The following is a 22,777-nucleotide window of genomic DNA, read 5'->3' on the forward strand; positions in this document are numbered from 1 at the left end:
AGTGCCGGCCGCCGGAGTGCCGGTTTTACGATGATCGAAGTGCTCGTCGCGCTCGCGATCATCGCAATTGCGCTCGGCGCGTCATTGCGCGCAGTCGGCAGCCTGGCAAGCAACTCGTCGCGACTCCACGAACGCATGCTCGCCGGCTGGAGCGCCGACAACGCGCTGACGACGATTTCGCTTCAGCATCAATGGCCCGAGATCGGTACATCGGTCGTTGAATGTCCGCAGGGCGATCTCGCGCTGGTTTGCGCAATCACGGTACGTTCAACCCCGAACCCGCTGTTCCGCCAGATCGAAGTGGTCGTGCGGCGCGCGAATAACGACGAAGTGCTGGCCAGTATTACCACGGTGATTCCCAATGAAACGCGTCGCTCGCTCTAAGCGTGCGCCGCGTCGCGCGGCGGGCTTCACGCTCATCGAAATGCTGGTGGCGATCGCCTTGCTCGCGGTCGTCGCGGTCCTGTCGTATCGCGGCCTCGACGAGATCCTGCGCGCGCGCGAATCGCTGACGTCGCATATGACGAGCGAACGCGCGTTGTCGCAGCTGTTTGCACAGGTCAATGTGGATTTGCGCAATGCCGCGCGAGACGATGAAGTCGGGCAGCCGCCCGTGCGTGTCGGCGGTGGCGTGCTGCAGATCGTGCGCAATATGCGCCTGCCCGGACAAGCGCCGCGCTTGCAGGTGATTCGCTATCGCGACACCGGGCATCGTGTCGTGCGCGAAGCGTCGCCCGGGATCTCGACGATCGGTCAGCTGCGCGCGAATCTCAACGGGCAGGCTGATGATGGCTGGAGTTCGATCGAACTCGCGTCGGGTGTCGATGGGTTCGGATCAGAGGCCTGGGTGCCCGATCACGGCTTCACCGCTGACATGAGCGTGGCGCGCGATCAGCTCGATGCCGATATCAAGGCGCCGACCATTCCGCAGGCGGGCAACGGGCCGCTGCCGCGCAGCGTGACGGGCGTCGCGGTCGATATCCGGCTCCATGGCCAGCCGGCCCCGGTGCGGCGCATCCTGCTGGTGGGGCAATGATGAAACATCGCGTCATTCACCCGCCGCAAGCCCACGCGCAATCGCGACGCGAGCGCGGGGTCGCGATCATCAGCGCATTGCTGGTCGTCGCGCTGTCCGCGATCCTCGTGGCCGGCATTCTGTGGCGGCAACAGGTACAGATCCGCCGTATCGAGAATCAGCGACTCGTGAATCAGTCCGAATGGGTCGCGCGCGGCACGATCGATTGGGCGCGACTGGTCCTGCGCTCGGGTGCGGACACGTCGCCGGTCGACTATCTCGGCGGCGTCTGGGCCGTGCCGATCGCAGAAACCCGCCTGTCCGACCTGCTCGGCAAATTCGGCGGCGGCTCGGGCGGCGATCTCGAAGGGACCAACGACAGCTGGGTGTCGGGCTCGATCGAGGATGCGCAGGCCAAGTTCAACCTGCGCAATATGGCCATGTCGACGGCATCGACGGGCGCCGCGATCGATCCGGTGCAGGTCAAGGCGTTTCAGAAGCTGCTCGCTTCGCTGGGTCTGAACGGCGAGCTTGCGGGCCCGGCTTCGCAGTATGTGAGGCGTTCGCTTCAGTATTCGATCGGCCGCACACGTCAGAGCGTCAGCAATTCGCTGTCGAGCATGACGTCGATCCAGGGCGTGCCGAACGTGCCGCAGCCCGGTGGCGCTGATGGCCAATTCACCGACAAGCCCGGGCTGGCCGACAGCGACGACGATTCATCGGCGCGCCCATTGCCGATCACTTCGGTCTATTCGCTGCTCGACGTTCCGGGCTTCACGCCCGCGGTCGTGGCGCGACTCGCGCCGTTCGTGACCGTCTTGCCGACCGTGACCCCGATCAACGTGAACACCGCGAGCGCGGAGGTCATCTCCGCGCTCATTCCCGAACTCTCGCTGTCGAATGCGCAGGGGCTGGTCAACCAGCGCGATCAAGTATTCTTTATCTCGGTGGGCGATTTCCAGACGCGTGTGGGCGCCATGCTACCTCCGAACTTCACCATCGATACCAGCGACATCGACGTGAAAACGAGCTATTTCATACTCCACGGCCAGATCCGGCGTGGACGCGCGCAATTGCATCGCGACGCGCTGATTTATCGGGACACCCTTACGCATGCGACGCGCGTTGTCAGCGTCGACGATGCGAACTAAAACACCTTCCAACCAGGGACGCGGACGCCTTGACTACGCTGATCGTTCAACTACCACCCCGGGACCCGGCCGTTCCCGCTCAGGAGTGGAGCTTGCCGGCGCTGCCCTTCGTGCTGCTGGACAAACGCGGCCGCACGATGCGATCGGGTTCGGCGAGCGTGGCGTTGCTGCCCAAGGCCGGGCTGACCGTCGCGCTCGTGGCCGCGCGCGACACCCTGCTGCTGCGTGCCAAGCTGCCGCCCGTCAAAGGGTTGAAGCTCCGGCAGATCCTGCCGAATGTGATCGAAGACCAGATCATTCAGGACGCGCAGACGTGTCATATCGCCGTCGACCCGGAACCGGCCGTCAACGGCGTCAAGCTGCTGGCGGTCATTGACCGCGGCTGGATGCGCTTTATGACCGAGGCCTTTTCGGGCGCCGGTCATCGCAACGTGCGCATGGTGCCGCTGACGACCGGTCTGCCCGTGGCCGACGATGCCGCGCTCAGCGGCGTGCCGTCGGCCGTCGGCGTGGTGCCCGCCGAAGTGGCGGAAGGTCAGGTGCTTGAAACGGTGGAAGCGACCGTCGGCGGAACGGCGTCCGCGGATGTCCAGCGGCCTGGCGAAGCGGTGCGTGCTGCCCGCGACGCTGCGGAACAGGCAGCGAAGGAGGCCTCGGAACACGCTGCGCTCGAGCACGCCGTGCCGGTCGTGGCCGCGATCCTCGGCGCCGTGGTGCCGACCGATCCCGTGCTTGCTGGCGAGGCCTCGTTCACGCCCGCGGCCGCGATGGTGCCGCGCATCGAGCTGGCGATTGCGCGAGGCCGCCTCGGCGAAGGCATGGCCGTGCCGGCCAATGCGCTGGACGCGACGCTTGCCGCCGTCAGCGCGGGTGCACCGCTGACGCTGTATCGCCTGACTGCGGTGCCTGGCGTCGAACCCGCGATGGATTCAACTCGCGCGCGATGGCCCGATGCGAATGGCGCTGCGCAGCCCCTGTCCGATCAGGCTTTGCCGTTGCCGTTCGAAACGCTCGCGCGTGCCGCACTCACGAGCCGCTTCGATCTTTGCCAGTTCGAATTTGCCTCGCAAGGCTGGCGCCCGGGCCGTCACACGTGGCGCATGTGGCGCCTGCCGGCGATGCTTGCGATCGCGAGCATTGTGGTGACCCTCATCGGCATCAACATCCAGTGGCTCACGCTCGCGCACGAACGCGATGCCATCGTGAACCAGCAGACCGAGACGTTGCTCTCCGCGTTTCCGCGTACGTCGGTGGTGCTCGAGCCGCCGTCGCAAATGTCGCGTCAGCTCGATCAGCTGAGGCTCGCAGCCGGCCAGTTGTCGCCATCCGACTTTCTGTCGATGGCGGCCGGTGTCGCGCGCTCGCTCGGTAGCGTGTCGTCCGACTCGATCGCATCGATTGCGTATAAATCGCGCGAGTTGACCGTGACGTTCAAGCCCGGCGTGCGGGTCGATCCGGGCTTTGCTTCGCGACTTAATGGCAATGGCCTGAACGGCAAGGAAGCCAGCGGCAAGTGGACCATCAAGAGTGCGAACGCCGCAGGCACGAATTCGGGAGCGCAGAAATGAAAATGGCAACTGGCGCAGCAACATTTGGCGCAGTCGGCACGGCCATCGGCGAATTCTGGAGTGCGCGCGAACCGCGCGAGAAGCGCCTGCTGACGATCGGGGGCACGGTGCTCGGCATCGCACTCGTCTATAGCGTGTTCTTCTCCCCCGCCTACGAAGGTCGCGCGAAGCTGCGTGAAGAGTTGCCGCAACTGCGCGCGCAGCTGGCACAGATGCAGGCTGAGGCGCGCGAGGCGCGTGAGCTTTCCGCTGCTGCGGCCGGCGTGCCGCCGAGCGGTGACGCGCTGCATCAGGCGCTGGTCGATTCGCTCGCGGCGCATGGTCTGCAGAACGTTCAGGTCACGGCGCTTGGCGATGCGATGCAGGTCCGCGCAAAGAACGTCGCGTTCGGCGACTGGATCGGCTGGGTCGACGACGCACGCAAGGCGAACAAGGTGCAGGTGTCGGAGGCCAACGTGACGGCCCTCGACAAGCCGGGCCAGGTCGATCTCGATGCGACGCTGGCGCCCGCGGTGTCGCATTGAGAGTACTCACAATCGAGGTTCGATGAATCGTTTCGGATACGTGGCCGCGCGAGTCTGGCCGTGGGTTTTGGTGGGACTTTTGACGATCGTGATTACCGTGCTGGCGATGCTGCCGGCTGCGTGGATCACGCCGCAATTCGCCCTGCGCACGGGAGGCCGCGTTGTGCTGGCCGATCCTTCGGGATCGCTGTGGCACGGCAGCGCGACGCTGCGGCTTGCCGCGGGATCGGACTCGGGCGATGCGACCGAGTTGCCCGGGCGCCTCGAATGGACGACCGCCTTCTGGCCGCTGATGACAGGACGCGTTCACATGACGCTCGACCAGACGGCTGCGATGCCTGCGCCGGTCGAGCTGGTGGCCACGCTGCGTCAGGCCACGCTTGGCGCAGGCAGTCTCGATGTGCCCGCAAGCCTGCTCGACGGCCTCGGCGCGCCGTTCAATACGCTCGCGCTGCGCGGCATTGTGCGTCTCGACTGGAACGAGTGGCGCGTGTTCGGCCCGAACGCTTTCGGGCGCATGACGGTCACGCTGTCGGATATCGCCTCGCGCGTCTCGCGTGTGCGGCCGCTCGGTGCATATCAGGTCATTTACGAAGCGCAGGGTGAGACCGGCACGCTGCAGCTCAAGACGCTCAAGGGTCCGCTGATCCTCGAGGGCCAGGGCGATATGCGTGACCGGCGTCTGGCATTCAACGGTGATGCGCGTGCCGATCCGGCCGTCGCCGAGAACCTTCGCTCGTTCCTCGATCTGCTCGGCCGTCGCGATCCGGACGGCAGCTACGCGTTAGTCTTCAATCGATAAGGCAAGCTGAATGACCGGGACATCCGGAGCATCCAGGACATCCAGGCCGTCCGAAGCGTTTCGTGCATCCGAGGCCTCCGGGATATTCGGAACGACCTGAACATCCTCGACCTCGGGATCCGGACGTCAATGACCGGAATGCGCCTGCGCGGTCTTGGGCGGCCGCGTGAACCACACGAGCACGGCCAGTGCGATAAAAGCGAATCCGGACCATCGGAAGTAATCGTTGGTCGCGAGCATAAAGCCCTGCTGCGTCACGATGGAATTGATCTGCGCCGTCGCCGTGTCGCCGATCACACCCAGCGTGTTCAGCGAATCGGTAAACGCGCTGGTGTTTGCCGAATACGGATTAACGGATTCTGCGAGCACGGCGTGGTGGTAGATCGCCGTGTTCTCCCAGATCGTCGTGCTCATTGCCGTACCGATCGCGCCCGATAGTGTGCGCAGGAAGTTCGACAGGCCCGACGCCGCGGCCATATGGTCAAGCGACACACTCGACAGCGTGATGGTCGTGACCGGTACAAAGAAACACGCGACACCGATGCCTTGCGTCAAGCGCGGTCCGAGCAACGTCAGAAACGGCGTGTCGAGCGTGAAGGTCGAATTCCAGAACGACACAAACGCGAACACGCAGAAGGCGAACGACGCGACCATGCGCAGATTGAGCTTCGTGATATTGCGTCCGACCATCGGCGACAGGACGAGCGCGAGCAATCCGACCGGCGCGGTTGCCAGCCCCGCTTTCCCTGCGGTGTAGCCCATCACGGTCTGCAGCCACAACGGAAAGATCACGACCGAGCCGAAGAAGGTGCAGTAGCCGAGCGCGAGGACCAGTACGCCGAGCGCGAAGTTGCGATCCTTGAACAGCGAGAGGTCGACGATCGGCTGTGCCTCGGTCAGCTCCCAGATCAGCATCAACGTCAGCGCGACCGCAGCGGTCAGTCCGAGCGTCAGGATAAACGGCGAGTTGAACCAGTCCCGGTCCTTGCCGAGGTCGAGCATCATCTGCAGCGAGCCGACGCCGACGACAAGGAGCGCGAGGCCGATGGCATCGATCGGGATATGCACGGTCTTGGTTTCACGTCCCTTGAGCGCCGACATGCACACGAGCGCCGAGAAGATGCCGATCGGCACGTTGATATAGAAGATCCACGGCCACGTGTAGTTGTCGGTGATATAGCCGCCGAGCAAGGGGCCGAAGATCGGCGCCACGACCACCGTCATCGCCCAGAGCCCGAGCGCCAGCCCTCGCTTGGCAGGCGGATAGCTGCGCATCAGGATGGTCTGCGACAGCGGCACCATCGGTCCCGACACGAGGCCTTGCATCAGGCGGAAGAACACCAGCGATTCGAGGTTGTTCGCGAAGCCGCAGAGTGCCGACATCAAGGCAAACAGCGACACGGACATCGTAAACAGCTTGACCTCGCCGACCCGCTTTGCGAGCCAGCCGGTCAGCGGCACGGCGATCGCCGCGGCGACCGAATAGGAACTGATGACCCACGTGCCCTGGCTGCTCGCGACGCCGAGGCTGCCCGCGATCGTCGGTACGGAGACGTTCGCGATCGAGGTATCGAGCACCTCCATGAACGTGCCGAACGCAAGGGCAAGCGTGAGCAGGGCCAGGGTACCGGGCGAGAACGCCGGCGGAGCACCTGCCGAACCCGCAGGACCTGCCGCGGCGGGTGGTTGCACGGGGGGAGCCGGCGGTGCGCCGGCAACATCCGAAGGTGCAGCGGTCGTGGATGCGGACGCAGCCGTCAGTGCACGCCCCGATGCGCCGGATGCCGGCGATGACGCGGGGGCTGCAGGCGCAGCCGCGCCGGATGCGGGGACAAAATCAGAAGCCGATACGGCAACGTCGGACATGGCGAGACCCTGGTGCTTCGTGTGACTGACTTCGACGCCGCGCTTCGTTCAATGAACGTCGGCCATGGTGGCGGCCGGTGGCGCGTGCGAGTCAGCGTTAAATGGTTATTTAAATATCTGCCCCAGCATCTTCTGCCCAGACAGTAATCACAGCGCAATTCATTTCGCCGGTGATACCGGCGAGGCCAACCCCCTACCCGTTGCTGCTTAGTCGTAGCGCTCGCGGTGCCTGAACGCTTCGATCCGTTCAATTCACCGGTTTAACCGGCAAAGCCCACTTCCCGATGCTCGCGCGCGAGTTGCGGCGCGTCACCGACTCAAGCTGTTCAATTCACCGGTTCGACCGGCGAGGTCGACGTTGTCGCGCCCGAACGCGGCGTGCCATCGACTCAGCGTGTTCGCCAACGACTAAGCGTGTTCGTCGTCATCCGCGCTCGCATTGCTGAGCGCAATCGACACGTCCTGCTCAGCGATGCGGCTCAGCAAGTGGATCAGCGTTTCAACTTCGTCCTTGCTGAACGGCGCGAGTACCTCGGTCATCACGCTGCCGCACACGGTCGGGAGCTGACCCGCGATCGCGCGGCCCGCGTCGGTCAGATCCACTTCGACCACGCGGCGATCCTGCTCGCTGCGCGTGCGCGCGATGAACCCCTTCTTCTCGAGCCGGTCGAGCATCCGGGTCATCGAGCCGCTGTCATACGCGAGCGCGCGCGACAGCTCCTGCGGCGTGCGGGCAAGACCGCGGCTGAGCTGGAACATCACGCCAATTTGCTGCGGCGTCAGGCCAAGCGGGCCGACGGCCGTATCCATGCGATGCAACAGGACGTTGCGCGCGCGGGAAAGGAAATACCCCACGCTGCCTTCGAGGGAGAAGTCTTCGGGTTTCGAACCACACCCCTCGTGTTTCGGGACGCCTGTCATGAAATCAATCCGGTGTTTTAGGCAAGCATGCCATTGGTTTCGAATACTAGTTGCCTAGGCAGAAAAGTCAAGCGTTGCGAAAAGGCGAATAGCCACGGTCTCTTCAGGGCCTAGCCTTGAGAATTACTTGCATAGGCAATAAGATATGCAAATCGAAATTCTCCAGCCATAGCAAATGCGCTAGCGACTCGCGCCGGCTTCAGCCGGATGCCCCCCGGAACCTCAAATGAATACGCTCAAGACCACCGCCGCCCGCCTTTCCCGCCTTGCTCCTCAGGGTCCGCTGCGATGGTTGAAACTTTCCGCGTACGTGTTCATTTTTCTGCTTCCGTTCGGCATGGCGATGATCGCGCTGCTGGTGTACCTCGACCGGCGCAATCGCGCTGTCAGCGCCCCCGCCAGCCGCAACGCGGCTTTGCCTGTGCCCGCCTCTTCCGTTACCAGCGCTGCGGTTCCCAAGCGTGCAGCATCGGCGCGGAAAATTCAGCGCGCCACGTTGCCGAAATACTGCGGCAATCGTCCTTAGGCCGCGGCGCCGCTCGTCCTCGAGCCGGGGCGGCGTTCGCCCTTGAGCCGCGGTGCTGTTCGTCCTCGAGCCGCGACGACGTTCGCGCTCAAGCCGCCATCGTTCTTGCCTCTGTGGCGCTCAGGTTTCCCGCTTTTTTGCGTGGATCGACGGCTGATCCGCGCAGTAACGACTAGTAACCAGTCCGCGCTGTCGGGGAACTGACAGCCGTGCGGTGCGCCGCTACTCTTGCTGCTTCGTATGGAGGCGCCTCGCGTTTAAGATAAGCGAGGTTGCCCGACCCATCCCGCCGCAGGAATTCTTGATGCCCGTTCGTCGTTCGACTCGTCCCTTTCCCTTTGCACCGCACGCCGTGGCCGGAGCATCCGCCCTGCTGTGCTGTGTCGTGCTCGCCGGTTGCGCAGTCGGCCCTGACTATTCGCGCCCGACGGTGGCCGTGCCGGCGAACTTCAAGGAGGCCGCACCCGGCTGGAAGGTCGCTGAACCGTCTGATCAGCACGATCGCGGCGACTGGTGGGTCGTGTTCAACGACGACACGCTGAACACGCTCGAGGCAAAGGTCAACGTCTCGAACCAGACGATCGCCGGCTATGAGGCCGCGTACCGGCAAGCGCATGCGCTGGTGGCCGAAGCTCGCGCCGCGTATTTCCCGACGATCGGACTGACCGCCAATGCGACACGCTCGGGCTCCGGCCGCTCATCGTTCGTGTCGAGCAACGGTTCGCTGAATTCCTCGGGCATCTCGAACAACTACTCGTTGCAGGGCGACGCAAGCTGGGAACTCGACGTCTGGGGCAAGGTACGACGCGAAGTTGCGTCGGAAAAGGCCGGCCAGCAGGCGGCCGCCGCCGACGTCGGTAACGCGCGGCTTTCCGCGCAAGCCACGCTGGCCCAAGACTACTTCCAGCTGCGCGCGCTCGACGCCACGCAGAAGCTACTCGACGATACGGTCGTCGCCTATCAAAAATCGCTCGATCTCACGAAGAACCGCTACGCACAGGGTGTCGCGGCGCGTTCCGATGTGTTGCAGGCGCAGACGCAGTTGCAATCGGCTCAGTCGAGTGCCGTCAACAACGGCATCGCGCGCGCGCAATTCGAGCATGCGATTGCGGTGCTGGTCGGCGAACCCGCGTCGACGTTCTCGATTCCGGTGATGCCGTTGGCCGCCGAGCCGCCCGCCGTGCCGGTGCAGCTTCCGACAACGCTGCTCGAACGCCGGCCCGACGTCGCCGCAGCCGAGCGCCGGGCCGCAGCGGCCAACGAGCAGATCGGTGTGGCGATTGCGGCGTATTTCCCGACGATCAGTCTGTCGGCCACGGGCGGTTTCCAGAGCTCGCTGTTCGGCGACCTGCTGACCGCGCCGTCGCGGTTCTGGACCATCGGGCCGCAAATGGCCGCAACGCTGTTCGATGCGGGCCTGCGCGGCGCGCAAGTCGATGCCGCGCGCGCCACGTATGACCAGCAAGCAGCGAACTATCGCCAGACGGTGCTCACGGCATTTCAGGACGTTGAGGACAATCTCGTGTCGCTGCGCGTGCTCGAGCAACAGATCGTGATTCAACGCGCGGCCGTCGATTCCGCGCGCCAGGCGCTCGATATCGTGACGAACCAGTACAAGGCCGGCACGACGACCTATCTCGACGTGATCACTTCGCAGACGGCGGCGTATCAGTCCGAGCAGACGCTTGCCAATATCTCGGGGCAGCGCATGGTGTCAGCGGTGGGTCTGATCAAATCGCTGGGCGGCGGATGGGATGTTGGCCAGATGAACACGGATCCGGCTGCGCCGGCCGCAGCCTCAGCCAACGCACCGGCAGCAGCACCGGCCGCGCCGACGGCGAACGCCGCTTCGTCGTCGTGAGGCGGTCGGGGGACAGCTCAGCGGATCGCGGTTCGTGTTCTTTCGGGCAGTGATCTGCGGCGCGCTGGCAGCTACGTAACGCGCACCGCCACGGGCCCCAACTGCAATGCCTGAGTCCATTCGGCGGTGTGGCCAGCCGGCGCTGGCGTTTCCGCGACCGTCGAATATCGGCGCGGTGTCAGTATCAGCACGTGTTTCGCTGCAGCGAACCCCGCCCTCTCGAATCAATTCGAATATCGATTCAGCGTGAACGCGCGATACGCCGCGACGAAGGTGTCGAAGTTGCCGACTTCTTCGCGCTCGATCTTGGCCTGACGCTCGAGCGATTCGCGTGCGAGTGTCTCGAAGCGCTGTTGCACGTCCGCGGGCAACGGGCGCGCACGGTAGTCGTCGGCAATGCGCTGGCTTTGCGCGAGATTGAACTCGGCGAACGACGCGCCGCTGTCGATCAGCGCAGCGAGCGCCCGCGCCGAAGGCGTCAGCGAAACATCGGCGAGCTTGGCGCGCTGAGTGCTGAGTGAGGTCTCATGTGCCCCGTCTTCGCGCAGTGAGTCGAGCAGCGCAGCAGCAGGCGCCATGCGCTCGAACAACGCGTCGGCCCAGTCGCGCATGCTGATTTCGGCGCCTTCGCGCATCAGCGTGACACCGGGGCGACGACCTTCGCGCGATACGCGGCCGAAGTTGTCCGAGCTCTCGGTCAAGCCGGACGGGCTCAGGCGTGGGCTGTCGTCGAGTGCGCACATCAGCAGGAAGACATCGATAAACCGCACGGTCGATTCGGCGATGCCGATCGGCTCGAACGGATCGATATCAAGGCAGCGGACTTCAACGTACTGGACGCCGCGGTTTGCGAGGGCCGCGAGCGCGCGTTCGCCCGAACGCGCGACACGCTTCGGCCGGATCGACGAGTAGAACTCGTTTTCGATCTGCAGCACGTTGGTATTGATCTGCACCCACTCGCCATCGCGTTGCGTGCCGATGGCTTCATACGGCGGATACGGCTGACTGACCGCGCGCGCCAGCGAATTCACATAGCTGTCGAGGTCATCGTAGTTCGGCAGCAGGTCGGCTTGTGCCGAGGTGTTGTGATAGCCCAGGTCGCTCATGCGAAGGCTAGTCGCATACGGCAGATACAGGGTGTGATCGCCGAGCGCTTCGAGCGTGTGCTTTGCACCGCGCACGAATCCGGCGTCCAGCGCGGGCGACGCGCCGAACAGATACATCAACAGCCAACTGTACCGGCGGAAGTTGCGGATCAGCGCGAAATAACGGGCCGACTGATAGTCCTGAATCGACGCGCAGCGTGCGTGTTCGGGCTCGGCGTCGCGCAGACGTTGCCAGAGCGCATCGTTCAGCGACCAGTTGAAATGGATGCCGGCGATGCACTGCATCGTCTTGCCATAACGCACGGCCAGACCCTGGCGGTACACGTGCTTGAGGCGACCGATGTTCGACGTGCCGTAGCGCGCGATGGGAATGTCGGCCTCTTCCGGCAACGGACACGGCATCGACTGATTCCAGAGCAGCTCGTCGGAGATGGCCGAATAGACGAAGCGGTGCAATGTATCGAGTTCTTCGAGCGTGTCGGCGCCTTCCGCATGGGCGCCGGTAATGAATTCGAGCAGTGCTTCCGAGTAGTCGGTCGTCAGCGCGTCGTGGGTCAGTGCCGAACCCAGCGCGGCGGGATGCTCCGTCATCGCGAGCGTGCCCGCCGGTGTGACGCGCAGGTTTTCCTTTTCGATGCCATGCAGACCCTGCGACAGCAACGCGCGGTTCGGCTGCGCTCCGAGCAATGCCAGTCCGGCCGCGAGACGCTCGGGGCTGGCAACGTTCGTCGTCGTGTCGGTCGCCGAAACCAGCGGTGCCGACATCACGTGCGGCGAAGAATTAGACATGCTCGGATGGTGGGGTCATGAAGTGACGGGCACTTTAACACTTCGCTCAAATGCTTGCCCCGAGCGGGTCGAGACCCTGTTGAGCGAAGGCCTTTAGCTCCAAAGGGTTGCTCAGCGCGACCCTCTCCGGTCATTTTAGGTCGCGATCCGAAAAGAAGCGGTGCGGCCGCCCACATTCGCGAGAACTCGCCCTAGCACCGCCTCTCGTAATATTCAATTAGTCAAAATGACGTGTTGGCAGAAAAATACGTTGCTGGCAAACCCCACTTGCGTATTGCGGCGCAGCAGTGTTTCCGCTAGTATTGCACCTGTCTCCTCCATGTCTCCTCCTGATATGGATTCAGCCCGCCAAATTGGCGGGCTTTTTTTCGTCCATCGAAAACGCACGAACCCGGTCGATCGTCATCGAAAAGGCCATAACGCCGGGGCTGGCTGGGTGGTCAGGCGGGAATCGGGGTGATCGGAGATCGGGACATGAGGCGAATCGCGCGACGCGGGCGTGGAGGCCGACGAGGTGGCCGAGATTTTTATGCTGCGGGCCTTCGAACTGAAAAACGCGGCCGGCCCGCGCCCGGGCGGGGACCCATCCAGGCGGCCCCGTCGAGCCGGTCAATATTGCCGGTACGAGACAGCGCTATTCGAGCTGCGCGGCGATGCCTCGTTGATGCGTCGAAGCCCGATCGGGCTTATCGAGCCGTCGGCTCGCGCCAACGATCCCATTCGACGAGCACCGGTTCGGACTCGCCGTTCCCGAGCCACATCTGCCCGTCCTGAATCGTGCACTGGAGGCGCATGGTCCGTTGCGCCATGGCCGCGAGCGCGGCGGCGCAGCCCTCTTTCAGGTTGAGTACCGTCAGGTTGCGAACGCGCGCGACGCGCGACTCGAGCGGCTTCCACCAGACATCTGAAGCCTTGCCGCCATAGCAGACCACGCGAACCTGCTCGGAACGTCCGGCTGCTTTAAGAATGCGGCGATCATCGGGTTGACCCACGTCGATCCACTGCACGATGGCACCGGTCAGATCGGTCTCCCAAAGATCGGGTTCATCGACATCGGACAACCCCTTGCAGAATTCGAGCCGTTCGCTTGCGAACATCGCGAACGCGACCAGCCGCACCATCATGCGTTCGTCGGTCTCCGACGGATGCAGGGCGATCGTGAGAGCGTGGTCGGCGTAGTAATGCCGATCCATATCGGCAATTTGAAGGTCGGCCTTGTAGATGGTCGATTTGAGGGCCATGAGCGCAGAGTCGAATTCGAGGGCGAGGCGCGATGATACCCCGGTGCGTGCGACAGTCGATGCTGTTGCCGATGTGCTCGCCGAGTGCGTGTGACGTCGCGGCGCAAACGGCCGCGTCTGCCGTCATCAAGAGACTGCGCGACCCGATCAGGCGACCCCGTCAAGCGACCCCGTCAAGCGACCCAATCGAGCGACCCGATCAAGCGACCCGATCAAGCGATCCGATCAGGCCGCAAGCATCAACCTCGGCACACGGACAGCGAGCGTGATCGCGCGCACGATCATGAACAGCATGAAAGCGGCCCACAATCCGTGATTGCCGAAGAAATGTTCGAGGCTCACGGCGGCGACGAGGAACGCGGTCATCGCAATGGCCATCGACACCATCATCTCGCGCGTGCGCGTCGCGCCGATGAACATGCCGTCGAGCGCGAAGCTCCAGGCCGACAACAGCGGCGACGCCGCGGCCCACAGCAGAAACACGCGTGCCGTGGCGCGCACGGCGGGCTGGTCGGTCAACTGATCGATGATCCACGGCCCGACCGCCAGATAGCACGCGCTGAACGCCAGCGCTCCGCCTCCCGTCCAGATCAACGTGACGCGAATCGCCTGGCGCAGTGCCTCGCGATGCCGTGCACCGAGCGCCGCTCCGACGAGCGCTTCGGCGGCATTGGCAAACCCGTCGAGTGCATACGCCATGAACGTCTGGAAGTTGAGCAGCAATGCATTGGCGGCCAGTACCGTGTCGCCGAGCTTCGCGCCTGCATGCGCAAACCATCCGAAACTCACGAGCAGGCAGGCTGTACGAACGAAGATATCGCGGTTGATGCCGATCATATGCAGCATTGCCTTGCGCTCGAAGATCGACGGCCAATGAATCCGCGGCAGGCCGCGCGGTCGGAGCATCGCGAGCAGCACGACGCCCAGCACGAAGCCGACCGTATCGGCACATGCCGTTGCGGCACCGATGCCCGCGATACCCCAATGAAAGACATAGACGAACGCGAGCACGGCGACGACGTTCACGATGTTGATGACGAGCTGGACGAGCAAGGCGAGCCGCGCCCGCTGCGCACCGAGCAGATAGCCGAGGATCACGAAGTTGGCGAGCACGAACGGCGCGGAGTCGATGCGCGCCGAGCAGTATTCGATCGCATTGCGTTGCACGGTCGCGCTGCCGCCGAGCAGCCCGATCACCGTATGGATCAAGGGTGCGCGTAACGCGAGCAGGACCAGACCGAACCCGACTGCTAAAGCGAGCGCACGCAGCACGATTGCGCGCAGGGCTTCATCGCCGCCGGCGCCGAAGGCTTGCGCAACGAGGCCGGTCGTTCCCATGCGCAGAAAACCGAAGCCCCAGAACACGAACGAAAAGAACAGGCCGCCCAACGCAACGCCGCCGAGTACGGCGATATCGGACATATGACCCGCGATCGCGGTATCGACGGCCGACAAGACGGGCTGCGCGAGGTTCGCCAGGATGATCGGGATCGACAGACTCAGGACCTTGCGATGCCACGCGCCGGACGTCGACGGAAATTCCGTGGTGGGTGTGGAGAGAGTGGCCGGCGCGCTCAATTAGTGGGTTCTCGGGAGTCGTGGCGAAAGGGCTCCATTATCGATGGGGCGGCCTCGACCTGCACGGATGAAAGAAATGGAATGACTTGAAGCACGCACCCAGCACGAACAAAAAGGGAGCGCATTACGGCAGTTTACGCGTGCAACGGCGATGTTTCGTCGTTGCGTTCAGCGCGCACAGGCATAGAATGTCCTGCAGCCGGGCACTGTACGAACACGACCCGGCCACGACAACAGATACGGAACTATCATGCAGATCGGCTCCATCGTGAAGTCCACGCATATTGCGGTGCCGGCCGGTGCGCTCGGCATCGTCACACGCATCCTCGGCAATATGGCGATGGTGACGTGGTACGAAGGTCACCCTGGCGCATCGCGAAAGCTCAATACCGAGCCCTTTTTTATTGAAGATCTGATCGATACGGGTGATCAGATTCCGTCCCCGAGTCAATCGATGCATTAACGCGGGGCCGCGGCTCGCTCATGCGCGCCCTTCGGTTCGAGTCCCGTGCTGCGTAGCGATCACCCGCGATCACCCGCGCGTTGAAAGCGTCAGGTCAATGACGGGTCGACCGCGCCTGTCCGCGTCGGGCAGAATGTCGGCATGAACTCGTCTGCTCCCTCCGCGAATCCTCCGTCGGCTGATGTGCCGTTCGACGGCCTCACGCCCGAGTGCGTGCTCGACGCCATCGAAAGTGTCGGGCTCTGGCCCGATGGTCGTCTGCTTGCCCTCAACAGTTACGAGAACCGCGTCTATCAGATCGGCATCGATGGTGATGCGCCGATCGTTGCCAAGTTCTATCGTCCCGCGCGGTGGTCCGATGGGGCGATTCTCGAAGAACACGCCTTTGTGGCCGAACTCGCGCAACGCGAGATTCCGGCGGTACCCGCGCGCGCGATCGAGAGTTGCACGCTGCACACGCATGCGGGGTTTCGCTTCTCGATCTTCGATCGTCGCGGCGGTCGCGCGCCTGAACTCGAGGACCGCGACACGCTGACGTGGCTTGGTCGTTTTCTCGGCCGGATTCATGCGGTCGGCGCACTCGAGCCCTATGTGTCGCGACCCGCGCTCGATATCGACACGTTTGGCCGCGAGCCGAGCACGTTTGTGCTCGAACACGATTTCGTGCCGGCCGATTTGCGCTCCGCGTATCAGACCGTGGTCGCGCTCGCGCTTGAAGCCATCGAAGCGGCATTCGAGCGTGCAGGCGACATCAAGCCGATCCGGCTGCACGGCGATTGTCACGGCGGCAATGTGCTCTGGACTGATGCCGGTCCGCACTTCGTCGATTTCGACGATAGCCGGATGGGACCCGCCATTCAGGATCTCTGGATGCTGTTGCCGGCAGGACGTGCGGAGCAAACCGCGGCGCTCGCCGATTTGCTGGCGGGCTATGAAGACTTCTGCGAGTTTGACTCGCGTGAGCTGTATCTTGTTGAAGCCCTGCGCACGCTGCGGCTGATTCACTATTCCGCATGGCTCGCGCGACGCTGGAACGATCCGGCGTTTCCCGCCGCGTTTCCGTGGTTCAACACACAACGCTACTGGGAAGACCGGGTCCTCGAACTGCGCGAGCAAGTCGCAGCGATGGCAGAGCCGCCGCTTTGGCCGGTCTGAACTCAAGCACCTATTCTCTCGGCACTTCGCTGCGCGATTCGTGGATCGTCTTGAGACAGTGCTCCGCGTCGCCAACAACGATGCGTGATGAACACGCGAGCATCAGGTTGCGTGGCAGGCCGAAGTCTTCGACTGAATAGCCTCGATGGTCCAGGATGACGCCATTCGGGCCGGCGTGATGCGGCACGTGTTCGACGATCGTGCGTGCATCGGCGATATAGGCCCAGACCGGCTTGTCGAGGGCGATTGCGAAGCCGACTTCGAATGCCGTGCCCGAGTCGGGTTCGAGCCCGCGGAACAGATTGAAATTGGCGAGAACCAGGTCTGCATCGCGAATCAGCGCGATGTTGTGCTCGTAGATCCAGTTTGCCGCTTCATGCCCATGCAGTCCATCGGGTAGTGAATTGTCGAGCGGATAGAGTCCTTCGAAACCGTATTGCGCGCAGAGTCGCTTGAGCTCGGCGCCGCGCTCGACCGCATCGGGTCGGAAGACGTCGAAGCCGGCAAGATAGATGCTTTCCAATCGAAACTCCGTGTCGATGTGGGACAGCCCGCGGGGCCGTCAAAAACGAATCCATCGACACGGAGTGTATAGCGATTCGAAGAATCGCCCGATCATCGTCATCTCAACGCCGCCCGATCTCCGGTCAGCATCCGGATAACGAGCGAGAGATGACGATCGGGCGAGTCCCGCTCAACCCGCGTTCACGTACGCCGTCTTCACGGTCGTATAGAACTCGCGCGCATACGCACCCTGCTCGCGCGCACCGTAGCTCGATCCCTTGCGGCCGCCGAACGGCACGTGATAATCGACGCCGGCCGTCGCCGCGTTGACCATGACCATGCCGGCTTGCGCATGACGCTTGAAGTGCGAAGCGTATTTGAGCGATGTCGTGCAGATACCGGTCGACAGGCCGAACTCCGTATCGTTTGCGGTGGCCAGCGCTTCCTCGTAGTCCTTGACTCGAATCACCGATGCGACCGGACCGAACACTTCTTCACGGTTGATGCGCATCGCGTTCGTCGTGCCGGTCACGAGTGCCGGTGCGAGGAAGAAGCCTTCCGTATCGCGCTTGACCTCTTCACCGCCGACGACAATGCCACCTTCGCCGCGCGCAATGCCGATGTAGTCGAGATCCTGCTTGAGCTGTTTCGCATCGACGACCGGACCGATCTGCGTGTCGGCGGCGAGTGCATGACCAACACGCAGCGCGCGCATCTTCTCGGTCAGCGCGGCGACGAAGCGGTCATGAATGCCGTCGGTCACGATCAGGCGGCTCGATGCCGTGCAACGCTGCCCCGTCGAGAAGAACGCACCGTTCAGGCAGGCATCGACCGCGACACCGAGATCGGCGTCGTCGATGACGACCATCGGGTTCTTGCCGCCCATTTCGAGCTGGACTTTCTGACCGGCTGCAAAGCACTTCGCACCAATCGAGCGGCCCGTCGCGACGGAACCCGTGAAGCTCACGGCATCGACGTCGGGCGAACCCACGATCGCATCGCCCACGACCGAACCGCGGCCCATCACGAGATTGAGCACGCCTGCAGGCAGACCCGATTCGACGAGGATATTGACGATCTCCCACGTGCTGCCGGGCACGAGATCGGCGGGCTTGATGACGACGGTATTGCCATAGGCGAGCGCCGGCGCGATCTTCCATGCAGGGATCGCGATCGGGAAGTTCCACGGCGTGATCATGCCGATGACGCCGAGCGGCTCGCGGATCATTTCGACGGTCATGCCCGGGCGCACCGAGGGCACGATCTCGCCGCCGATACGCAGCGCTTCGCCCGCGAAGAACTTGAAGATCTGGCCTGCTCGGCCGACTTCGCCGATGCCTTCCGGCAGTGTCTTGCCTTCTTCGCGCGACAGCAGGCGACCGAGTTCTTCCTTACGCGCAAGGATCGTCGAGCCTGCGCGATCGAGGATGTCGAAGCGTTGCTGCGGCGTCGAAAGCGACCACGAGCGGAATGCGGCGCGCGCTGCCTGCACAGCCAGCTTTGCCTGCGCGGCATCGGCTTGCGCGTATTCGCCGACGACATCGGCGGTGTCCGATGGGTTGATATTGCGGCTCACGCTCGCGCCGGCAACCCATTCGCCGTTGATCAGATTCTTGTACTCAGCCATTTTGAAGATCCAAGAAAAAACGCGCGCACCCCCCTGGAGACGAGATGCGCGCGCCAAATACCCCCTGCCAGGGGTGACCGGTTGCTTAGAGCTGCACGACCGAACCCGGCGCATTGCGGGTTTCGAGTGCAGCGATCGGGTTCGACAGTGCGGCGCCGAAGCCCGGTGCGGAAATACGGAACACATCGCCAAGCTGCGTGCGGATGCCGTCGGCGAACGACAGCGTCGCGGTGCCGAAGAAATGCACGTGCAGGTCGCCCGGCGTCAGGAACTGCTCATACTTGAAGTGGTGGAACTCGAGGTTCTCGAGCGTGTGCGACATGTTCTGCGCGCCCGACAGGAACGGCTTTTCCCAGATGACCTTGCCGTCGCGCAGGATCTGCGTGTTGCCTTCCACGTGCTGCGGGAAATCGCCGACAACGACTTCGGGGCCATACGAGCTGTAACGCAGCTTCGAATGCGCGAGGTACAGGTAGTTACGCTGTTCCATCACGTGATCCGAGTATTCGTTGCCGAGCGCGAAACCGATACGGTAAGGCTTGCGATCCGGCCCGATCACATAGAGCGCGGCCAGTTCGGGCTCTTCACCCGCGTCTTCGGCGAAGCTCGGCCACGGCAGTGCCGCACCCGGAGCGACGACAGATTCGCCGTTGCCCTTGTAGAACCATTCAGGCTGCGAGCCGATCTCGCCCGACGCGGGCTTGCCGCCGTCGACGCCCCACTTGAAGATCTTCATCGAGTCGGTCAGCGACTCTTCGTTCGCGAGCTTGTGGTGCATGCTGTCGCGCGTCGTGGCGCTGCCCAGATGCGTGAGGCCCGTGCCGCTGACGAACCAGTGTGCGGGATCCGGATGATCGACCGGCGGCAGTGCGCGGCCCTCGGAAAGAATGGCACTGACCGAGTCCGTGCCTTCGGTGCCGCGCTTCGCGACTTCGGCCGCAAGCGAGTGCTTCGCCACGATCGCGGCATTGGCGAGTGAGATGACGCTATCGGTTTGCTTGAGGATCTTGACGGTGTTGTCGTCGCCATCGATGCCGGTGATGCCGACAGCGCGTTGGCCGGAAGCCAGCTTGAACTGAAGAAGTCGCATGTTTTCGTTTAGTAAGCCGCCCGCCAACCTTCCGCAGGCACTCAAAAAGTTTACTTGCCGGACCTCCCCTTCGATAATGAAACATTAGGATCACGTGAAAACCAGAGGTTATCGCCGTGCTGCCCAGCATTCATTCGATCATGCGCCGTCTGCGCGGCCATCATCTCGCCCTGCTTATCGCGCTCGATGAAACGGGATCGGTGCGCAAGGCCGCGACGCAGATGGCCCTGAGCCAGCCCGCCATCACCAAGGCGCTGCGCGAGATCGAAACGACTTTCGGAACCGAACTCTTTGTGCGTTCGTCGCGCGGCATCGCTGCGAACGAAGTCGGACGCAGCGTGATCCGGCATGCTCGGTTGATTCGCTCCGAGCTCGGTGATTTGCGTGAAGAGATCGCAGGCATTCTGCGCGGCAGCGGCGGCACGCTCGCGGTAGGTGCGGTGATGGGCGCGATACCGACATGGATGACGCCCGCCTTGCGCATGCTGCGTGACCGGCAACCCGATATTTCCGTCGAGGTATCCGAGGACACAAGTGCGCGATTGCTCGGCATGCTCGACCAGCGCGCACTCGACGTCGTGCTCGGACGCCCGAACGTCAGCATGCATACCGAGGCCTATGACTTCGTGCCGCTTGCGGCGGAGCGGCTCGAATTCGTCGTGGGGGCAAACAGCCCGCTTGCATCACGCAAGCGTGTGCAATTGCGTGAGCTCGCCGATCTGCAGTGGATCGTGTTCTCGGCGCAGATGCCGATGCGTCTCGTGCTCGAACAGGTCTTCGACGACGCGGGCATCGACTTCCCTGCCCACGCGCTCGAAACTTCGTCGACGTTTGCGACGGTCTCGTTGCTGCGTTCCGACGATCAGATGGTCGCGATGATGCCGAGCATGGTGGCGTCGTACTTCGAAACGAGCGGCCTGCTCAAGGTGTTGCCGTTGCAGGTCAATCGCACGAGCGTCCCGTTCGGCATCGTGACGCGAAAAGGCGCACCGCACTCGCAACCAGTCGAGGCCTTTATCGAATGCTGTGTGTCATTGATGCACGACCAGGGCGTGGAAATCGACGGATAAATGCCGGTCGGTCCGGATCGATCTTGCAAATAAAACGGTCCGCCAGTCGATCACTGGCGGGCCGTTTTTGCGAATGTCGCGCGCTTAGTGCGAGTCGCGCGGCACCGGTGCGCCCGAGCCGCCGACGAGGAAGTCGAAGTCCGCGCCCTGATCCGCTTGCTGCACGTGCTCGACATAGAGCTTGTAGTAGCCGCGCTTCGGCGATTCCGGCTTGACCCATGCCTGGCGACGGCGCTCGAGTTCTTCATCCGACACCTCGAGGTGCAGCTTGCGTGCCTCGACATCGAGCTCGATCATGTCGCCCGTCTGCACGAGCGCCAGCGGACCGCCGGCAGCGGCTTCAGGCGACACGTGCAGCACGACCGCACCGTAGGCCGTGCCGCTCATGCGGCCGTCCGAGATGCGGACCATATCGGTGATGCCCTTGCGCAGCACCTTGGCCGGCAGCGGCATATTGCCGACTTCGGCGAAGCCCGGATACCCCTTCGGGCCCGCGCCCTTGAGCACCATCACGCAGTTTTCGTCGATATCGAGCGATTCGTCGTCGACCTTCTCATGCAGTTCTTCGACGTTCTCGAACACGACCGCACGGCCACGGTGCTTGAGCAGGCTCGCCGTCGCAGCCGACGGCTTGATCACGGCGCCGTTCGGCGCGAGATTGCCCTTGAGCACGGCAATACCGGCCTTCGCCTTGAACGGTGCATCGAACTTCGTGATGACCTTCTCGTCGTAGTTCGGCGCGTCCTTGACGTTGTCCCAGATCGTGCTGCCGTTCACGGTCAGCGCGTCCTTGTGCAGCAGACCCTTTTCGCCGAGCTGGCGCAGCACTGCGGGCAGACCGCCTGCGTAGTACAGGTCTTCCATCAGGTATTCGCCCGACGGCTGCAGGTTCACGAGGCACGGCACTTCCGAGCCGAGTTCCCAGTCTTCGAGCGACAGCTCGACGCCCATGCGGCGTGCGATCGCGATCAGGTGGACCACGGCGTTCGTCGAGCCGCCGATCGCAGCATTCGTGCGGATCGCGTTTTCAAAGGCCTGACGCGTGAGGATCTTGTCCATCGTCAGGTCTTCGCGAACCATGTCGACGATACGGCGGCCCGCCATATGCGCGAGCACCTGGCGGCGTGCATCGACGGCCGGGATCGCTGCATTGTGCGGCAGGCCCATGCCGAGCGATTCGACCATCGAGGCCATCGTCGACGCCGTGCCCATCGTCATGCAGTGGCCGCGCGAACGGTTCATGCACGACTCGGCTTCGGTGAATTCTTCCTTCGTCATCGTGCCCGCACGGACTTCTTCGGACATCTGCCACACGCCCGTGCCCGAGCCGATATGCTTGCCGCGGAAACGGCCGTTGAGCATCGGACCGCCGGACACGGCGAGCGCCGGCAGATTGCACGATGCAGCGCCCATCAGCAGCGACGGCGTCGTCTTGTCGCAACCGACGAGCAGGATCACGCCGTCCATCGGGTTTGCGCGGATCGACTCTTCGACGTCCATCGACGCGAGGTTGCGGAACATCATCGCGGTCGGGCGCAGATTCGTTTCGCCGAGCGACATCACCGGGAATTCAAGCGGCAGGCCGCCCGCTTCGCGCACGCCGCGCTTCACATATTCGGCGAGCTCACGGAAGTGTGCGTTGCACGGCGTCAGTTCCGACCACGTGTTGCAGATGCCGATGACGGGACGTCCGTCGAAATTGTCGTGGGGGATGCCCTGGTTTTTCATCCACGAGCGGTGCAGGAAGCCGTCCTTGCCTTCGATGCCGAACCAGGCCGCGCTGCGCAGGGGTTTCTTGCCGTTTTTGTTGTCGTTCGAATGGTCGCTGCTCATTGTCTTCTCTCTCCGTGTCCTTCAAGGTCCAGCCGCACGCTTGCGCCCGACCCGTCACTCTATCCCTGTGCGCATGCTGCAATGCGC

At 63.5% G+C, this 22,777-nt stretch carries 20 protein-coding genes; 11 read left to right on the forward strand and 9 right to left on the reverse strand.

Annotated features, from left to right (window positions below):
- Window positions 1–30 precede the first annotated feature (30 nt).
- The 6 genes from gspI to ACMFWR_RS01180 are packed head-to-tail and all read left to right on the forward strand — an operon-like array spanning window position 31 to window position 5,060.
- Window positions 31–384 (forward strand): type II secretion system minor pseudopilin GspI, encoded by a 354-nt coding sequence (gspI, locus tag ACMFWR_RS01155; protein WP_413193232.1) that lies wholly within the window; start codon window positions 31–33, stop codon window positions 382–384.
- Window positions 362–1,036, forward strand: a complete 675-nt coding sequence (locus tag ACMFWR_RS01160; RefSeq protein ID WP_413193233.1) for a type II secretion system protein J — start codon at window positions 362–364, stop codon at window positions 1,034–1,036. The genes gspI and ACMFWR_RS01160 overlap by 23 nt, the downstream gene beginning before the upstream one ends.
- Entirely contained in the window at window positions 1,033–2,166 is a 1,134-nt protein-coding gene (gene gspK / locus ACMFWR_RS01165; RefSeq protein ID WP_413193234.1) for a type II secretion system minor pseudopilin GspK, read from the forward strand. The genes ACMFWR_RS01160 and gspK overlap by 4 nt, the downstream gene beginning before the upstream one ends.
- Before the next feature lie 29 nt (window positions 2,167–2,195).
- A complete protein-coding gene (gene gspL / locus ACMFWR_RS01170; protein WP_413193235.1) occupies window positions 2,196–3,734 on the forward strand; it encodes a type II secretion system protein GspL in 1,539 nt (512 codons plus the stop codon).
- Window positions 3,731–4,258, forward strand: coding sequence for a type II secretion system protein GspM (gene gspM, locus ACMFWR_RS01175; protein ID WP_413193236.1), 528 nt, complete (start codon window positions 3,731–3,733; stop codon window positions 4,256–4,258). Before gspL ends, gspM begins: the two co-directional genes overlap by 4 nt.
- Window positions 4,259–4,280: 22 nt before the next feature.
- Window positions 4,281–5,060 carry a type II secretion system protein N gene (locus ACMFWR_RS01180; RefSeq protein WP_413193237.1) on the forward strand — a complete coding sequence of 260 codons (780 nt, stop codon included), beginning with the start codon at window positions 4,281–4,283 and terminating at the stop codon, window positions 5,058–5,060.
- A gap of 126 nt (window positions 5,061–5,186) precedes the next feature.
- Here the strand turns inward: ACMFWR_RS01180 and ACMFWR_RS01185 are convergent, their stop codons facing one another.
- Both ACMFWR_RS01185 and ACMFWR_RS01190 read right to left on the reverse strand, forming a co-directional pair.
- Window positions 5,187–6,926, reverse strand: a complete 1,740-nt coding sequence (locus ACMFWR_RS01185; protein ID WP_413193238.1) for a DHA2 family efflux MFS transporter permease subunit — start codon at window positions 6,924–6,926, stop codon at window positions 5,187–5,189.
- A 408-nt stretch (window positions 6,927–7,334) separates the two neighbouring features.
- Complete coding sequence (locus ACMFWR_RS01190; protein ID WP_413193239.1) at window positions 7,335–7,847, reverse strand: MarR family winged helix-turn-helix transcriptional regulator; 513 nt, start codon at window positions 7,845–7,847, stop codon at window positions 7,335–7,337.
- Between the two features lie 226 nt (window positions 7,848–8,073).
- Between ACMFWR_RS01190 and ACMFWR_RS01195 the strand changes: the two genes are divergently transcribed.
- Both ACMFWR_RS01195 and ACMFWR_RS01200 read left to right on the forward strand, forming a co-directional pair.
- Entirely contained in the window at window positions 8,074–8,373 is a 300-nt protein-coding gene (locus ACMFWR_RS01195) for a hypothetical protein (RefSeq protein WP_413193240.1), read from the forward strand.
- A 304-nt stretch (window positions 8,374–8,677) separates the two neighbouring features.
- Window positions 8,678–10,234, forward strand: coding sequence for an efflux transporter outer membrane subunit (locus ACMFWR_RS01200; protein ID WP_413193241.1), 1,557 nt, complete (start codon window positions 8,678–8,680; stop codon window positions 10,232–10,234).
- A gap of 224 nt (window positions 10,235–10,458) precedes the next feature.
- Here ACMFWR_RS01200 and gshA read toward each other — a convergent pair whose 3' ends face one another.
- The 3 genes from gshA to ACMFWR_RS01215 form a co-directional block, all read right to left on the reverse strand.
- Window positions 10,459–12,129 carry a glutamate--cysteine ligase gene (gene gshA, locus ACMFWR_RS01205; RefSeq protein WP_413193242.1) on the reverse strand — a complete coding sequence of 557 codons (1,671 nt, stop codon included), beginning with the start codon at window positions 12,127–12,129 and terminating at the stop codon, window positions 10,459–10,461.
- Window positions 12,130–12,815: 686 nt separating this feature from the next.
- Complete coding sequence (locus ACMFWR_RS01210) at window positions 12,816–13,370, reverse strand: YaeQ family protein (protein WP_413193243.1); 555 nt, start codon at window positions 13,368–13,370, stop codon at window positions 12,816–12,818.
- A gap of 225 nt (window positions 13,371–13,595) precedes the next feature.
- Entirely contained in the window at window positions 13,596–14,948 is a 1,353-nt protein-coding gene (locus ACMFWR_RS01215) for an MATE family efflux transporter (RefSeq protein WP_413193244.1), read from the reverse strand.
- 250 nt (window positions 14,949–15,198) lie between these two features.
- On the opposite strand from ACMFWR_RS01215, the gene ACMFWR_RS01220 reads away from it, so the two are divergent.
- Window positions 15,199–15,411: a hypothetical protein gene (locus ACMFWR_RS01220; RefSeq protein ID WP_413193245.1), complete on the forward strand. Its 213-nt coding sequence runs from the start codon at window positions 15,199–15,201 to the stop codon at window positions 15,409–15,411.
- 141 nt (window positions 15,412–15,552) lie between these two features.
- A complete protein-coding gene (locus ACMFWR_RS01225) occupies window positions 15,553–16,566 on the forward strand; it encodes a serine/threonine protein kinase (RefSeq protein WP_413193246.1) in 1,014 nt (337 codons plus the stop codon).
- 10 nt (window positions 16,567–16,576) lie between these two features.
- Here ACMFWR_RS01225 and ACMFWR_RS01230 read toward each other — a convergent pair whose 3' ends face one another.
- The 3 genes from ACMFWR_RS01230 to araD1 form a co-directional block, all read right to left on the reverse strand.
- The gene (locus tag ACMFWR_RS01230; protein WP_413193247.1) at window positions 16,577–17,089 is read right to left on the reverse strand and encodes a nucleoside 2-deoxyribosyltransferase; all 513 of its coding nucleotides are present in this window, start codon (window positions 17,087–17,089) and stop codon (window positions 16,577–16,579) included.
- Between the two features lie 171 nt (window positions 17,090–17,260).
- Window positions 17,261–18,697 (reverse strand): aldehyde dehydrogenase family protein, encoded by a 1,437-nt coding sequence (locus tag ACMFWR_RS01235; RefSeq protein WP_413193248.1) that lies wholly within the window; start codon window positions 18,695–18,697, stop codon window positions 17,261–17,263.
- Between the two features lie 85 nt (window positions 18,698–18,782).
- Window positions 18,783–19,787, reverse strand: coding sequence for an AraD1 family protein (araD1, locus tag ACMFWR_RS01240; RefSeq protein WP_413193249.1), 1,005 nt, complete (start codon window positions 19,785–19,787; stop codon window positions 18,783–18,785).
- A gap of 116 nt (window positions 19,788–19,903) precedes the next feature.
- On the opposite strand from araD1, the gene ACMFWR_RS01245 reads away from it, so the two are divergent.
- On the forward strand, window positions 19,904–20,857 hold the full coding sequence (locus tag ACMFWR_RS01245; RefSeq protein ID WP_413193250.1) for a LysR family transcriptional regulator: 954 nt from the start codon (window positions 19,904–19,906) through the stop codon (window positions 20,855–20,857).
- Between the two features lie 84 nt (window positions 20,858–20,941).
- Here ACMFWR_RS01245 and ACMFWR_RS01250 read toward each other — a convergent pair whose 3' ends face one another.
- A complete protein-coding gene (locus ACMFWR_RS01250) occupies window positions 20,942–22,690 on the reverse strand; it encodes an IlvD/Edd family dehydratase (protein ID WP_413193251.1) in 1,749 nt (582 codons plus the stop codon).
- Window positions 22,691–22,777 lie beyond the last annotated feature (87 nt).

The organism is Pararobbsia alpina, from assembly GCF_965118125.1.
GTDB lineage: Bacteria > Pseudomonadota > Gammaproteobacteria > Burkholderiales > Burkholderiaceae > Pararobbsia > Pararobbsia alpina_A.

Bases quoted from the DNA above. Each gene is read 5' to 3' on its own strand.
- ACMFWR_RS01210 (WP_413193243.1), bottom strand. From the start codon at position 13,370: ATGGCCCTCAAATCGACCATCTACAAGGCCGACCTTCAAATTGCCGAT.
- ACMFWR_RS01160 (WP_413193233.1), top strand. From the start codon at position 362: ATGAAACGCGTCGCTCGCTCTAAGCGTGCGCCGCGTCGCGCGGCGGGC.
- ACMFWR_RS01220 (WP_413193245.1), top strand. From the start codon at position 15,199: ATGCAGATCGGCTCCATCGTGAAGTCCACGCATATTGCGGTGCCGGCC.
- ACMFWR_RS01200 (WP_413193241.1), top strand. From the start codon at position 8,678: ATGCCCGTTCGTCGTTCGACTCGTCCCTTTCCCTTTGCACCGCACGCC.
- ACMFWR_RS01185 (WP_413193238.1), bottom strand. From the start codon at position 6,926: ATGTCCGACGTTGCCGTATCGGCTTCTGATTTTGTCCCCGCATCCGGC.
- gspM (WP_413193236.1), top strand. From the start codon at position 3,731: ATGAAAATGGCAACTGGCGCAGCAACATTTGGCGCAGTCGGCACGGCC.
- ACMFWR_RS01235 (WP_413193248.1), bottom strand. From the start codon at position 18,697: ATGGCTGAGTACAAGAATCTGATCAACGGCGAATGGGTTGCCGGCGCG.
- ACMFWR_RS01250 (WP_413193251.1), bottom strand. From the start codon at position 22,690: ATGAGCAGCGACCATTCGAACGACAACAAAAACGGCAAGAAACCCCTG.
- ACMFWR_RS01195 (WP_413193240.1), top strand. From the start codon at position 8,074: ATGAATACGCTCAAGACCACCGCCGCCCGCCTTTCCCGCCTTGCTCCT.
- ACMFWR_RS01180 (WP_413193237.1), top strand. From the start codon at position 4,281: ATGAATCGTTTCGGATACGTGGCCGCGCGAGTCTGGCCGTGGGTTTTG.
- gspI (WP_413193232.1), top strand. From the start codon at position 31: ATGATCGAAGTGCTCGTCGCGCTCGCGATCATCGCAATTGCGCTCGGC.
- gspK (WP_413193234.1), top strand. From the start codon at position 1,033: ATGATGAAACATCGCGTCATTCACCCGCCGCAAGCCCACGCGCAATCG.
- araD1 (WP_413193249.1), bottom strand. From the start codon at position 19,787: ATGCGACTTCTTCAGTTCAAGCTGGCTTCCGGCCAACGCGCTGTCGGC.
- gshA (WP_413193242.1), bottom strand. From the start codon at position 12,129: ATGTCTAATTCTTCGCCGCACGTGATGTCGGCACCGCTGGTTTCGGCG.
- ACMFWR_RS01225 (WP_413193246.1), top strand. From the start codon at position 15,553: ATGAACTCGTCTGCTCCCTCCGCGAATCCTCCGTCGGCTGATGTGCCG.
- ACMFWR_RS01190 (WP_413193239.1), bottom strand. From the start codon at position 7,847: ATGACAGGCGTCCCGAAACACGAGGGGTGTGGTTCGAAACCCGAAGAC.